The organism is Paenibacillus chartarius (assembly GCF_042432825.1).
Classification (GTDB): Bacteria; Bacillota; Bacilli; order Paenibacillales; family NBRC-103111; genus Gordoniibacillus; species Gordoniibacillus chartarius.
Genome location: NZ_JBHLWN010000103.1, coordinates 22,264 through 36,678 on the forward strand (window position 1 = coordinate 22,264; position 14,415 = coordinate 36,678).

The window sequence follows — 14,415 nt, forward strand, 5'->3', positions numbered from 1 at the left end:
TAAAGGACACGAAAACCGTTATTTCTCACAAGCCATCCACATTATTCAAGTTATCTCTCGTTCAGCAAGTATAGGAACACTCTTACCAGAGTACTTCGAAGTTGGGCGGCCGCTATATCCACCACTCAACGAAATGCTTCGAAGTGTAGTTCGCTTACTTCGCGTGGACACCAGCGCCTTCTCCTTGAAGCATGCCCCTGTGTACCGCACTCTGTTCACGTTAATCAACCGCAGCGTCCGACTCGAAGCTCCTCCGCGGCGTCCGCTCCGTAGCTCCTCCACCGCGCCACGCTACACTCGTTATTTTGCCAGCTCTCTGTATGACTTCTCATATTCCCGGATCAGCTGTTCGCCGCCCGCCTGCTTCCATTTGTCCAATTCGGCCTTCCAGCCGGCTTCGTCGATTTTGCTCATGATGAATTTGGTCACCGCATCCGTAATCATCGTATCCAGCTCCTTTCCCCGCTCCGCAAACGTCTCCGAATTCAGAGTCAGTGCCGGGTTGGTCACAATATAAGATTGATAGGCCTTGACGATCTGCTGATTTTTGCGAAACAGTCCGGGCTGAATGCTCGGCTTGATGGCGGCTTCCTCATCCCCCAAATAAGGCAGCATATCCCGGTAAGGCTTTACCTCCTTAAGATCCAAGGTCCGGTCTATCACTTCCGTATACTCGCCCTTGTCCGTATAGTGCCGGTTCTCAATTCCTTTGGAAATAACGGTCTGCATCGACGGTTCAAGCAGCATATTCAAGAAATCCAAAATACGGCGCACCTCTTCCTCCGACCCCACCGAATCTTTCGGAATCGCGAGAAATCCGGCATTCCCCGGCTCGCCCGGCAGCCTGATCCCGCTTGGGCCCGTAAGCGGCGCCGCATCCACAACACCGTCCGGCACGAACTTCACCAGCTTATCCTGCCACGTCTGCGCATTGCCGCCGCTAACCTGAATGCCGGCGCGGCCCGAATCATAAATTTTCACCGTTTCAATCGTATCGACGACGGCAAAGTCCATATTGATCAAATTTTCTTGATAGAGCCGCCTGAAGAGCTTCATCGTCTCATAGAACGGCTCCGTCATGAACTCCGGGGTGAATCGGCCGTCCTCTACCTTCCACTTGTTCGGACCGCCCTGAGATACCGAAAATCGGGTTAACGTGGAGCTGACATCCTGGTTGTAGCGTTTGTCCAGCACCAAGCCGTACGTATCGCGCTTCCCGTTCCCGTCAGGGTCCTCCAGCGCCATAGCGCGTATGACCCGATACCAGTCATCCAGCGTAACCGGCACCTTAAGGCCCAGCTTATCGAACCAATCTTTGCGGTATTGAATGACGGCGCGGCCGAGACTGCGGAATACGGGAATGCCGTAAATTTTGCCATCCACGGAGATGTTGTCATAGTACCGCTTGTCGGGCGCCGATAAATTCCGGTAGTCCTTCAGGAACGGACCCAGCTCCCAAAATTGTCCGGCCTTCAGCGTTGCGATATACGTCGGCGAGTAGGCGATCTTAATCAGCTTCGGAAGCTCGCCTGAAGCAATCATCAGCCGGACCTTGTCGTCGTAAGCGGATTGCGGAATCCATTGGATTTGCAGATTCGTATTCGTATAAGCTTCGATCTCTTGCTCAACAGCATTATTTTTGGGAGGAAGCTCGCCGGTGAGGCCGGCCCCAATCGATAAATAAAATGGCTCGGAGGACGGCTTCTCGCCGCCGCCGCTTAACCGGCCGCAAGCCGTCAGCGTACCGGAAACAAGCAAAATGACGATCAGGACAGCGGAATACGTCTTCATTCGGTGCTCCCCTCCATGATCTTCTCGCGATATTTTCCCGGTGTGGTGCCGTACGTCTTCCTATAGCTTCTGATGAAGGAGCTGATGTTTTTGTACTGCAGCTTCTCGCCGATTTCGGCGATTTTCATATCGGTCGTCTCGAGCATGACCTTGGCCATCTTCATCCGATAGTCCGATAAATAATCGCTGAACGGCATGCCGATCTCTCTCTTGAAAATGCGGCTTAAATAAACGGGATGGTAATTGAGCAGCTGGGCGCATGATTCGAGGCTGATCTCCCGGTCGTACTGCTCCTTGATCATGTTCACCAGCTTGTCGGCAATTTTGATATACTGCGTTTCGGACTTTTCGGACAGCACCTGAATGAGCGGATCGAATAGCCTGGATTCGAACCAATGAATAATTTCCTCGCGGGTTTGCAGATGGAGCAGTTTTTCTATGCCCCGATTCTCCCCCAGCACCTTCTGAATCGAAATGCCCTGATCTTGTACGATTTGCAGTAGACGGGACACCAGCTGCAGGAGCAGCGTTTGATGCTCGTGCAGGGAGCCGTCCTTGTACAGCAGCGCATCCAAATATTGCTGGATGATGTCCGAGGCGCTGCTAGGCTGCATCTCCCGAATCGCGTAAACGAGCCTCTCCTCCAGCACCTTCAGATGGGAATATTCGTATTGGACCGTGCCCGGACTGTTCACAATATCCCCGTAATGAACGATGATTTCCGGGCCGAGGCTGATTCTTGCCTTTAAGGCGGACAGGCTCTCCCCGTACGCTTTGACCGTACCCATCAGCTGCTCGAACGGGCTGCTGATGCCGATGCTCACCTTGACCTGCAGCACCTGCTCGGCGTTGCGCTTGATGCTCTCCGCACACGCATACAGAATGCTCTTGACCCCCTCCGTCTCTTCTTCGTCCGTGGCAATCAGAGTCACCTGGGATTGATCGATCGTGATCGGGGTGAAACGGATCGATGCCGGCAGCACTTCCTGGGCGATATTGCCGATCGCGTAAAGCAGCAGCTCCCGGTCCTGCTCTCCGTAACGGGTTTCCTGAAGATTATCGATCTGCAGCGCAAGCACGCCGAGCCGTTTCCAGCCTGCCGGGAAGCCGAACGTAGCGGAACGGTATACATAGTCATTTTCCGTCAATTGGCCCGTGAACAGCTTTAATACGAAAAATTCCTTAAGGTGGCTTGCCTGTCCCAGAAGCTGCTGCTCGACACGATCCCTGGACACAGCCAGGGACTGCATGCTGTTCTTGATGAATTCGAGCTCATCTCTCTTGTGCGAACCCGGCTGTTCCTGCGCGGAGGGGCCGAGCCCCCTGGCCACCTCGAATAAATTGCCGATAGGTCGGTACATACGGCGGGTCCCGTAAAGGGCGGCGATAAGGACGATCAGCAGGACAGTTACACAAACCAGCACGGTAAGCTCGGCGATCTTCCGGGATTCCTTCTTCAGCTCCGCGATCGATACGACGGAAACATACGTCCAGCTGTTATAGTGGGACGAACGGTACAGCACGGCAACCTCTTCGCCGTTCAGGCTCGAATGAAACAGCCCGCTGCGCTCGGACGTATCCGACTTCAAACGCTCGTTCACCTCACGGTTAATGTCGGCATACATTTCCTTATTCTGTTCGGACGTTATGATTTCGGCCCCGGAACGGTCCAGGACATAGCTGCGTTCCGATGTATTCAACGATGAAAGCGCATTAGTAATTTCGGATGCGACAATGCGGATGACGAGTATGCCTTGCGGCGTATCCGTTTGCGGGAGTATCGGGATTTTGTGGGCCAGCGTGATCGTCTCCGTCGGTTCGGACAAATCTCCGCCGCTCGAAGTCGTCATTCCCGAATACCACTGGATACTTCTTGGCCCTTTGGCGTAACCCTCCAGTTCTTCCCGGTTTTCCATCTGATCGAGCGGTTTCAGCGTATGCAGGTTCAGTACCCATCTGCGTTCGAGATTGACTAAATATGCCTGCGTAATGACGGCTTCACTCGATTGCAGATTATACAGCTCTTGAGAGAGATTGCGGATCGGTTCAAAATCCGAAGCGGCATATGAAGCATTCATCGAATTCTTCACAATCGAGGAATTGGCGAATTGGGTCGCCGACTTCTCGATCGAGCTCAGCATCTGCTCCACCCTCATCTGAGTCTGGGCTAACCACTGCATATTCGCTTCTTTCACTTTATTCTCAATATCTCCGGATGCGATAAAATAGGAGACGATACCGATGAAGACGGCAGGAAGTATTCCCAAGATCAGACTGTAGGACAATAGCCGCAACAAATACTTGCTCAACTTGATTCCTCCTGTGTGCCGTTTCTCGATAGCTGACGTTGAAACAATCTCAAATCATATGTGGGGGTACGCCTCAAACAACCTTCAAGTAATCATTATATAACATAACGGCAATTGCTGCCGGACCGTTCGAGTTGTTTATTCATTATTCCTATTGGCGGGTAAGCCCTATCGGCTGCGATTGCGGTGCGGTTGCATTTGCGCCGCATACTTGCATCATCTACGCTGGATGCGTTTCACGCAATATGCACAAGATAACTTTTTGCTTGCGTATGAGTTCCCTAAAAGTGACAAAGGCTTGAGTTTCGTTCAAACCGTTCCCCATCAGCCTAAAACGATCGGCACAAAAGCGTCAGATGAATCGTCAACATGAAAAGGATTTCGCCTACCTTCATGCATTCGCACAAAGAGGCGACCAAGGTGAGCAGCACTCAACTCGATCGCCTCCTGGTCCAAACCACGGAAACGTTATTCCACAACCATCCAATCGATATCCGCGTAACCGCCGTCCGTCCCGTCAGCCTGCCGAATGCAGAACAGACCGAGCTTCGCACCTACCCAGCCACCGGGCACTGCCGCGAACGGTTCCCCGATCGATTCGAACGTTTCGCCGTCCAAGCTGTACTGGAACGTGCAGAGCGCCTCCAGTACGACCTGGACGCGGAGGAAGGCCGTGTCGGTGCCGGCCGGCAGCGCGATGCTCTCCGCCGTTTCCTCCGAGGAGGATGTCTTGTCGCCCTGCCCCTTGACGAATGTGAGCCGGAGCCCGGCATCGGAAGGCTGGAGCGCCAAGTACCGGTACTCGTGTCCGAATACCGTCAAGCCGGCAAGCTCGCTGCTCGTCTGCGGCTTGAACGTCAGCTTCGCCGTCGCTGAGAACGCCGGTGCCGGGAACTTCTGGCACAGCACGTTCGGCGCTCCATACAAGGTTGCTGCTTCAGGCGGAAGCGGCCGGGCGAATAAGCGCAGATGTCCCGGGTTCGCCGACAGGGAGTACCATTCGGGCCTCCAGTTCGCCTGCCACTGCCACTGCAGCCCGAGAACCGTAGTTTCGAAATCGTCGCTCGTTGCCGGAACGGCCGCAGGCCACTCCCGCCCGACATTCGGCTTCTTGTGAACGAGCACCGGCTCGCCGATCCCGTCCCCGTTCGTATCGATGCCCATGACCGGCCAATCGTCTTCCCAGCGCATCGGCTGTAGATGAAGAATTCGGCCGTACGCTTCCCTGTCTTGAAAATGAACAAACCACGACTCGCCGTTATCGAGCTCTACATAACCTCCCTGATGAGGTCCGTTGACTTCGGTGTCCCCTTGATGCAGCACGATTTTGTCTTCGTACGGCCCCTGAATGTGCTTGGAACGAAGGATCGTCTGCCACCCGGTCGGCACACCTCCGGCAGGGGCGAAGATGTAATAGTAGCCGTTTCGCTTGTAAAGCTTCGGCCCTTCCATCGTCGGGTGATCCTGCGTTCCGTCGAAGACGATCTCTCCGTCATCCAGCAGCGAGGTGCCCTCCGGATGCATCCGGCACAGCTTCAGCTTGTGCTTGATTCCCGTTCGGCTCTTGGCGAAAGCGTGTACGAGGTAAGCTTGGCCGTCTTCATCCCAGAACGGGCAAGGGTCGATCCACCCTTTCACTTCCTTTACCAGGTGCAGCGGCGACCAAGGCCCGGCCGGATCGGCTGCATTGGTCATGTAGATGCCTTCGTCCGGCGCGCTGAAGAAAATCCAAAACTTCCCCGCATGGTACCGAATGCTAGGCGCCCAGACGCCGTCTCCATGCCGGACGACATCGTCGTACCCGCCGGGCAGCCGGTCAACCGCATGTGCGATCAACGTCCAATTCACGAGGTCCTTCGAATGCAGAATCGGCAGTCCCGGCGAGCTGTTGAAGCTCGAGGCTGTCATATAATAGTCTTCTCCAACGCGTATGATATCCGGGTCGGAATAATCTGCGTATAGAATCGGATTGCGGTACTCGCCATTGCCCAAATCGGCGTACCAGACCGGACTTGCCGCATTGCCGCTAACGTTCATATCTGTGTTCTCCTTTGCAGCACAAATATATGCTAAAATAAGTTCAATTCACCAACGCTTTACCGGTTAATTTGGCATTTGTTGCTTCTACCGACAAGGGAGGCTGTCCAAATGAACGACCTGATCGATAAAAAATACATCATCGACGGCGCATCGTTCGCCATTCAGCGAATGCGCCGCACCGGGTTCTCCGCCATGCCGCGCCCGCATTCGCATACGTTCTACGAGCTGTACTATTTGCTGGAGGGGGAACGGGTCTATTTTATGAACGGCAACGTATACACCGCCCAGCAAGGCGACATCGTCGTTGTCGTTCCGCATGACCTCCATTCCACCGCCAGCTCCGAGGTCGAGCAATTCGAGCGGGTGCTCGTTCATTTCACTCCGGAATTCCTTCGCGAGTCGGGCAAGGACATCCTGAGGATGCCTCCGTTCCAGCAATCGACCTTGCTGCGGCTCCCCCGCAAAGAGCAGCCCGAAATCGAGAGGCTTCTGCTGCAAATAGTCGGGGAGTGCAAGGAGGAGCAGCCCTTACACGACAGCTATGTACGCCAGCTGCTCCTCGAGCTGCTTATTCGTCTGCACCGCCTGAACGCGGTCAGCCCCGTGGCGCCCGGCTCCAGCCATCCGATGCACCAGAAGGTGTCGGAAATTACGTCGTATATTCACTCGAACTACCGCGAACCGCTTACTTTGGAGCTCTTGGCGAGACAATTTTATATCAGCCCGGCTTATTTAAGCCGCATCTTCCTGAAGCTGACCGGCTTCCATATCAGCGAATATATTCGAGTGGTCCGCATCCGCGAAGCCCAGAAGCTGCTCCGGACGACGCGACAGAAGGTGCACACCGTAGCCGAGCAGGTCGGCTTCGAGCACATTTCCCATTTCAACAAAACGTTCAAGAAGGTGACCGGAATTTCCCCTTTGCACTACAGGCAGGAGAATCGCTACTAGCTGAGGCGGACCGCCGCTTGGCCTTCCACGTCAGGGGCGATGGTCACGCTCCGTTGCGAAGGCGCCGTCCGCGGGTCGCGGCATTCGATGTTGGCGGACGAGCCGCCGGATACAGCCAGCATCGCTTGGTCCGCCGCGCCGCCCGCTCCGCCGAGCCGGACGATCTCCACGTCCTTGCTACGGTGCAGCTTCACAAGCGGGCCTTCTGCCGTGTACAGGCTAATATCCTCCAGCACCAGCCGCTTGACGTGATGGCAGATGACACCTTGCCGGGCCGTTGCGGTATAATGGCGCACCGTCACTCCTTCCAGCGGCATCTCCGCTAACCCGTTCACAAGAAATGCTTTCTCCGCCCCGGTGCAGAAAACATCCTTGATGGAAATGTTGCGGAATACCGGGGTCCCTTCGTTGATCGGGAACATTTCGTCCCTTGCCGATCCCGAGCCCTCCACCCCTTCGTAGAACAGGTGGAACGAGATCGCTTCATGGGCGATATCCGTCATTCGAATTCGTTCGATGACGATATTCTCGACAACGCCGCCGCGTCCTCTAGCGCTCTTGAAGCGAAGCCCGATATCGGTGCCCATGAACGTGCAGTCGCTGACATGTACGTGCTTGACCCCGCCGGACATTTCGCTGCCGATGACGAATCCGCCGTGCCCGTGGTAGACGATGCAATCCTTGATCGTTACATACTCGCAAGGAATGCCGAGCGCGCGGCCCGCTTCGTCTTTGCCGGATTTCATACAGATCGCGTCGTCGCCCACGTCGAACGTGCAATGCTCCACAAGCGCATACCGGCACGAATCGAGGTCCAGCCCGTCGCCGTTCTGGGCATACCACGGATTGCGCACCGTTACATTACGGATCGTCACATGCTGCGACGCCCACGGATGCAAATTCCACGCCGCCGAGTTTTGGAAGGTCGGTCCATTCAGCAAAATATGTCTGCATCTCCGGAAGCTGAGCAGGTTAGGCCGCAAGTAGTCGCGGTACGGCAAGTAATCGGCCGCTTCCGTCTTCCCTTCCGCCATAAGCCGTTCGACATTGGCGCGCCCTCCCATCGCGGCCTCATTCGGCCACCACATCTCCGCCGCTTCATCGACAACGCCGCCGGAGCTTGTGAGACGGTTCCACTGCGGTTCCGTCATTTTCCAGCGCTTCACTGGCCGCCACGCTTCTCCCCCGCCGTCGAATACACCTTGTCCCGTAATCGCAATATGCTCAGCGCCTTCCGCGTCCAGCGGCGACTGGCAGCGGATCGACGGTTTGCCTTCGAAAGTGGATGCGATCAGCGGATAGTCTTCGAACTTTTTGCTGAACAGCACGGTCGCCCCTTCTTCCGCATGAAGCTCCAGCCGGCTCTTCAGTGTCAGCGGCCCGGTCAGCCAGAGCCCCGGCGGTATGACCACTTTGCCTCCGCCGGCTTGGGTGCATGCTTCGATCGCCCGGCGGAAAGCTTCCGTATTGTCGGTCCGGCCGTCCCCCACTGCGCCGAAGTCGGTTATCCTCACGGACCGGTTCGGTATTTCCGGAAGCTGCACTTCCGGCATCGTCCAATGATTTTCCGTAGTCGTGCTCTGCGAATTCATGGCATTCCCTTCCCATCTCTTCGATAAGGTTTCATGTCCATTTCAGTATAGAGCAACGATGTGCTTATAAGGTTAGTTTAACCTTGACCGTTTGGAATAAAATTGATGATTGTTGTCCGGCAAATACGGGAAGACCGGAAAAGCGGGATATATTGTGACGAATCTACAGCAAGGGGCGAAGGTCGAACGGTTATGGACGCACTATTGCAGGCAAAAATCAAGAACGTCCGAAGGGCAATCGCGGAGTTGGAAGCTATCGCTCTGCAAGCCTCCCTGGGGGAAGGAAATGCAGCAATTTTGCCGAATAATGGAATGATATAAACTTCACTAATAGGGTGGATCGATATGTCCAAGGTAAAAACTTTTCGTATAGGCTCCCTGCAGCTATTACTCCAGGCATTATCCGGTGCGTTCCTTGTCATCCTGCTCGTCCTTGATTTGCTTGCCGCTTTCGATTCGCCGGTTTATTACATGTATTTCGCAGCGTTTGCCGATATGCTGTCCGATATCTTTTACATAACTGTAGCCTCTCTTTATTTGTATTACTTAGTCTGGCTTTATCAGGTCCATTCCATCGTTCGAAGATTGAATCCGCTGTACGAGATATCGGCAATCGGCGCTGTCTTGCGAATGATGCCCATTATCCAGTTGTTCGGCTTTGCAGATACGTTTAACAAGTTAGGCGAGCAAATGAGGCGCTATTCCATTCAAGCAGCGAAAACCATCCGGAAAAGCGTCATATATTTTTACATCCTTTCCCTTGGAGCTGGTTTCGCCGTCCGAGTGTTGAATAAGATATTCGACCAATATGAACATGTAACGCTGCTTTTGACTTTCACTCTAGAGCTTGCCTTGATCGTCGTTTTTATGATCATGACTATACGCATTAACAGCTACATCGACTATCTCAGTCAGGAAGACAACCGGCCGTTGGATCGCCAGGTCGTAAAGGCCTTGCAAGCCTATATGAAGGAGTTTCACCGTATCACGGCTTTACGGGGCTTGATGACGGATAACTTCATTAAGGAAATTTATTTTACGTTGCAATTAAGAGCGGTTCAGGATATGTCTGTAGACGATATGCTTACCGAGATTAAAGCCTACAATCAAAGGAAGTCAATCTCTTTGACCAGATATGCGGTTTCGGGATACCGATATGTTGCGAACCATCAGATCGAGGTTACCCTCGAACGCTCGTTCAACAATGGGCTGCAAGATGAAATTATTTATATTTTCCAATGCGAAGATCAGCAGTGGAAGCTGCATCACATCGTCCGGGCCTTTCAGGGCCGTCTTCAAGAGGTAACAACCATAAATGAAATAACATATATCCGATTCGAGCCGATGTCGGGCAACCCGATGGTCGTCATGGCCAACCTGGAAATGAATACCGTACCAACTCACGATCCGTTCGCTTTTTACGCCTATATTGATGTTGAAGCCAGCTTAAAGCATGAGAATGCTCTCATCTACGCCTTATATAAGCTTGATCACGCCCCTGACCTCGAGCAGGATGCATCTTAGGAGGTATTCTTTACTGCACCCCGCCAGCCTTCCTCGCTTGTCTTGCGTGCAATGTTTTCATGGCGAGTCTGGCGACAGGAAGTGCGATCAACAGTTCAATCCAAAATGCTACGCCAAAGTTTCTTGGCCAAATACGAACAAAATTTTCAAACGGCTGCAAGCTTATTTGTTTCATACCAACCCAAGTTCCAATAATGGATAGCCATAGCGACATTACCGTTACAGTAAATAAAGTATGTAATAGCACTCTGGCGTTAAATCCATCCGTCTGCCCCGCGAACTTCGGCGTCAGCTTACCGGCGATCGGCTCGGCAATCAGCCTTACGGACAGCATGACGATGACCCACATGATCGGTAGCACTTTTAACGTATCCAGATACACCGCTTTACTGAAGCCGCGTTCCAATCCCGTAATCAGCGGCGCAATCGTATTTACGGAAATGAATGAAACAATCAATAAAAAAATGAAGCCTTCCTTTCCGTTTCTAGGCAATCTTGTTTCTGGTTTGTTCTCATTGTTCATCTCTGTCATCATCCCTTCTTATCAATACCCAAGTTATTATAGCGATATCGATAGGCGTCACATAAGTGAACAAATTATGAACAAAAAAAATCCCCGAGAGAGCCGCCGGCTCGCTTGGAGATTCACTATTAATATACGTCACGCTGATAACGGCCTTGCTCCTGCAAATCGTTCAGATACGCTTCGGCCGCTTCACGGGTCATGCCGCCTTCTTTTTCAATAATGTCGATAAGCGTGTTATGTACATCCTTCGCCATATTTTGCTTATCGCCGCATACGTAGAAGTAGGCACCGCCATCAATCCACTCGAACAGCTCTTTGCTGTTTTCCAGCATTTTGTGCTGAACGTATACTTTCTGTTCCGTGTCGCGGGAGAACGCCGTATCCAATTTCGTCAGCGCGCCGTCTTGCATGTATTGCTCCAGCTCGCTGCGATACAGGAAGTCCGTCGAGGAACGCTGGTCTCCAAAGAACAGCCATGCTCTGCCCGGAGCATTCGTCACTGCACGTTCCTGGATAAAGGAACGGAACGGCGCAATCCCTGTGCCCGGACCGACCATAATAATGTCTTTCTCCGGCGATTCCGGCAAATTAAAGTGTTTATTCACTTGAATGAAGACCGGAAGCGTATCCCCTTCTTGAACGCGCTCCGCGCACTGAATCGAACATACGCCTTTACGCTCGCGCCCATGCGCCGTATAGCGGACCGCACCGATCGTGAGATGCACCTGCTCCGGATTAGCGGCGATGCTGCTGGCGATGGAATACAGCCGCGGCGGCATCTTTCTCAGCAGAGCGACGATCTCTTGGGCGGAAGCTTTCCAAGGGCCAAAGTCACGCAGCAAGTCCAGCAAATCGCGCCCGTCGATATATTCTTTCACGCCGTCTTCGGCAACAAGCTTTTTTAACGCCTCGTTGTCCGTCAATTCCGCTGCCTGCTGTACCATTTTTTTGGTCAGGAGCGTAATCTCGAAGTGCTTCAGCAGCGCTTCCCGCAGCGGAAGCGTGTCGCCTTGCTTAGAGATGGCCACAGGCGCTTCGCCATCCCATTTCATTTCCTCCAGAAGAGCGGCCACCAGCTCCGGGTCATTCTCCGGAATGACGCCAAGGCAGTCGCCCGGGACGTAGGAAAGACCGGAGTTTTGCAGCGACAGCTCGATATGCCGCGTTTCTTTGCTGGAGCCTTCTCCGTTCAAATTAACATTTTTCATAATCTTCGCTTGAAAAGGATTGGTTCGTGAATATGGTGTCGGTACAAGGTTGACTTCAGTCGATTGCATGCTTTTCACCTCAAAAATTAATATCATCTATTAAACCATATGAAGAGTAATTAGGAAATAAGTTTTTCATGAAGTTTTCAAAATATTTGAAAATGCATCGGACTTCTGCTATTTTTCTACCAATATGACAAAAATATCCGTCTCAACATCCGATTCCAGCCATTCTTACAGCAGTACCTATTTCTGCATATGCATGTTTGCCGGAAGCGGTTCACGAATCGTTACAACTATTGTATAAAATCCGTTCAACGAAGACCCGACCCGCCCTTAGTCTTGTGCCCCCGCATGACAACGGCCTCCTCCTTACAGACCTTTGTCTGTCGATATAAGGAGAAGGCCGTATGCGAATAAGCTCGAGCGGAATTTTATAGAACCATTATTTCAGCCAATTTCCCGCGTCCGCTTGAAAGACCGGTTCCGATCGCCCCGGCGTATAGATGCGAATGTTACCGCGATCCGACTGTACGGTTGGAGCCTGCTCCCAATGGACTTCGTACGTATCGCTGCCGGGCTCGCCGAACACAGCCGTAACGAGCCAGGAAACCCCCGGCGCCAGCTCGGCGCGAACGGTCGGAATGACCGTACGTGTATGCAGCACGTTCGTATTGGCATTCGGCGTAATCAGCTCTGCGCGTCCGTTCCCGTATAAAACGGCAACACCGCTGGCGCCTCTCGCGCCCGAAGCTAATACCCGGTCGTTGTCCTGAACGACATCGATGCCGCCCGGCTTGCGGTCTATCGGTTCAATACCTAACGCAAACCCGCCGTCAGCCGCGTCCAGCGATCGCCGGGAATCGATCCGGTGCACCCGGATATGCCAGGGCGTCCCTGCAATGAGCCACGTCTCGACGGTTACGTCCTGCCAAGGCCGCCACTTCGTATACAGCACATTTCCATCGATCCTCTGCTCTTCGCTGCGCCTTTTGACCCGATACAGATTGTCCCCAGCCTCGCTGAGCGCCAGCATCCCGTCGAAAGCTCCTTGGCCAAGGCCCCATTCGGCGCGGGGAACGCTGAAGCCAAAAACATTCGAGTAAACGAATTTTTCATATTTGGCGGACGTATGCGTATGCTCGTTGGTCGAAGGGTGGCCGGTGTTGAACGCAAGCACGTGCCCCTTCGCTTCCTGCCGTTGAATGACAAGGTGAGCGGGAAGCTGTACCTGGGCGCCCGCAAGCTCCGGAAGCGGCAGCTCTTCAGTCTGCCAGAACGGGTGCTCCGGCGGAAGCGCAAGCGGCAGGAACGTCTTGAACGCCCAGTACGGCGAGCACGGCGAATTGTAATTTTCGGCCATCACCAGATTCGGATACGCATACCCGATCGTCAGCGTACCGTCCGGGGTAAAGATCGGCTGCTGAAACCACCAACGCATATTCCGTAAAATAAGTCCTTTCATAACGCCCATAGGGAGCGGCTCGACGCCGGCAAACACGAGTGCGCTCCAGAATGCGGATTGGGCGAACCGGTACGCCAGGCTTCTGCCGTAGGGCAGAGCGGAACCGTCCTCAGCAAACCAATAGATGAACTGCCCGGCAAACGACGCTGCCCGCTGCTTGTAGCGTTCAGCCCGTTCCGGGTCTTCCGTTCCATCAGTTTGGCGTACACCAGGCAGTAATAATGGATGGCGAACGGACCGTAATAATCGCAGTGGCCGCCGAGCCCGTCGGCATACCAGCCATCCTGCAAATAGTAGTCGTCGATCCGGTTCAGATTGCGCTCCGTCAGCTCCCGATCGTAAGGAACGCCCACCTGCTTCAGTCCCAAATTCACCAGCACGAGGAACAGCAGCCAGTTGCAGTCCCACAGCTTCCTTCCGTTGATTTGACGAAGCCAGCGGACGACACGATCACGCTCTTTCTCGTTCAGCGGCTCCCATAGCCGGTTCGGCGCCAGCGCCAGGGCCATTCCGAACGCCGCCATCTCGACCAGCCGCTGATCGTAATCGGCGACATCTCCCCAATACTCCTCGTGCTCCGGATTCGTTCCGTTGCGAAGTCCATTCACATACAAATCCGCCAGCCCGGAATCTCCCCCGCCGGCCAGCAGCGGCACAAGCCCCCACAGTACACGCGAAAATCCTTCCAGCTCAGCCACCGCATCCGGGTAGCTTGCGCCGGTGCTGCCCAAGCGGAGGCGCGCCGAGCCCGGGCTGTAGCAGCTGCGAAGTGGCTCGCTCAGCTGGCGGAACGCCGTCTGCATATCTTCTCTCGTTCGCAGCGGATTATCGCGAATCGGTAATTCAAATGGTTTCATACGAAAGCAGCTCTCCTTTTGCCGTCGGACCTATCGCCTGCAGGCAGATCATCGTCAGTACATTGTAAAGGAAGGGAGCTGCTGATTCATAACAATATATTGATCGTTTTTAATACTATTTTGTCCGAATCGCATTGACGTGGCGGGCATCG

8 protein-coding genes and 1 pseudogene are annotated in these 14,415 nt (G+C 53.8%); 2 read left to right on the plus strand and 7 right to left on the minus strand.

Annotation, left to right across the window (positions count from 1 at the left end):
- Positions 1-300 precede the first annotated feature (300 nt).
- The 3 genes from ACFFK0_RS25720 to ACFFK0_RS25730 all read right to left on the minus strand — a co-directional run bounded on the left by ACFFK0_RS25720 (position 301) and on the right by ACFFK0_RS25730 (position 6,137).
- Positions 301-1,791 (minus strand): extracellular solute-binding protein, encoded by a 1,491-nt coding sequence (locus ACFFK0_RS25720; protein WP_377473336.1) that lies wholly within the window; start codon positions 1,789-1,791, stop codon positions 301-303.
- The gene (locus ACFFK0_RS25725) at positions 1,788-4,100 is read right to left on the minus strand and encodes a helix-turn-helix domain-containing protein (RefSeq protein WP_377473338.1); all 2,313 of its coding nucleotides are present in this window, start codon (positions 4,098-4,100) and stop codon (positions 1,788-1,790) included. Before ACFFK0_RS25725 ends, ACFFK0_RS25720 begins: the two co-directional genes overlap by 4 nt.
- Positions 4,101-4,568: 468 nt before the next feature.
- Positions 4,569-6,137 carry a glycoside hydrolase family 43 protein gene (locus tag ACFFK0_RS25730; RefSeq protein ID WP_377473340.1) on the minus strand — a complete coding sequence of 523 codons (1,569 nt, stop codon included), beginning with the start codon at positions 6,135-6,137 and terminating at the stop codon, positions 4,569-4,571.
- Between the two features lie 111 nt (positions 6,138-6,248).
- Between ACFFK0_RS25730 and ACFFK0_RS25735 the strand changes: the two genes are divergently transcribed.
- A complete protein-coding gene (locus tag ACFFK0_RS25735; protein WP_377473342.1) occupies positions 6,249-7,091 on the plus strand; it encodes an AraC family transcriptional regulator in 843 nt (280 codons plus the stop codon).
- Here ACFFK0_RS25735 and ACFFK0_RS25740 read toward each other — a convergent pair.
- A complete protein-coding gene (locus ACFFK0_RS25740; protein WP_377473344.1) occupies positions 7,088-8,683 on the minus strand; it encodes a glycoside hydrolase family 28 protein in 1,596 nt (531 codons plus the stop codon). The two genes, ACFFK0_RS25735 and ACFFK0_RS25740, sit on opposite strands and share 4 nt — an antisense overlap.
- Before the next feature lie 471 nt (positions 8,684-9,154).
- On the opposite strand from ACFFK0_RS25740, the gene ACFFK0_RS25745 reads away from it, so the two are divergent.
- On the plus strand, positions 9,155-10,207 hold the full coding sequence (locus ACFFK0_RS25745; protein WP_377473346.1) for a hypothetical protein: 1,053 nt from the start codon (positions 9,155-9,157) through the stop codon (positions 10,205-10,207).
- 10 nt (positions 10,208-10,217) lie between these two features.
- Here ACFFK0_RS25745 and ACFFK0_RS25750 read toward each other — a convergent pair whose 3' ends face one another.
- The 3 genes and pseudogenes from ACFFK0_RS25750 to ACFFK0_RS25760 all read right to left on the minus strand — a co-directional run bounded on the left by ACFFK0_RS25750 (position 10,218) and on the right by ACFFK0_RS25760 (position 14,263).
- The gene (locus ACFFK0_RS25750; RefSeq protein ID WP_377473348.1) at positions 10,218-10,730 is read right to left on the minus strand and encodes a DUF2798 domain-containing protein; all 513 of its coding nucleotides are present in this window, start codon (positions 10,728-10,730) and stop codon (positions 10,218-10,220) included.
- A 128-nt stretch (positions 10,731-10,858) separates the two neighbouring features.
- Complete coding sequence (locus ACFFK0_RS25755) at positions 10,859-12,010, minus strand: sulfite reductase subunit alpha (protein WP_377473349.1); 1,152 nt, start codon at positions 12,008-12,010, stop codon at positions 10,859-10,861.
- Between the two features lie 376 nt (positions 12,011-12,386).
- Positions 12,387-14,263 (minus strand): annotated as a pseudogene (locus tag ACFFK0_RS25760) (DUF2264 domain-containing protein).
- Positions 14,264-14,415: the final 152 nt, after the last annotated feature.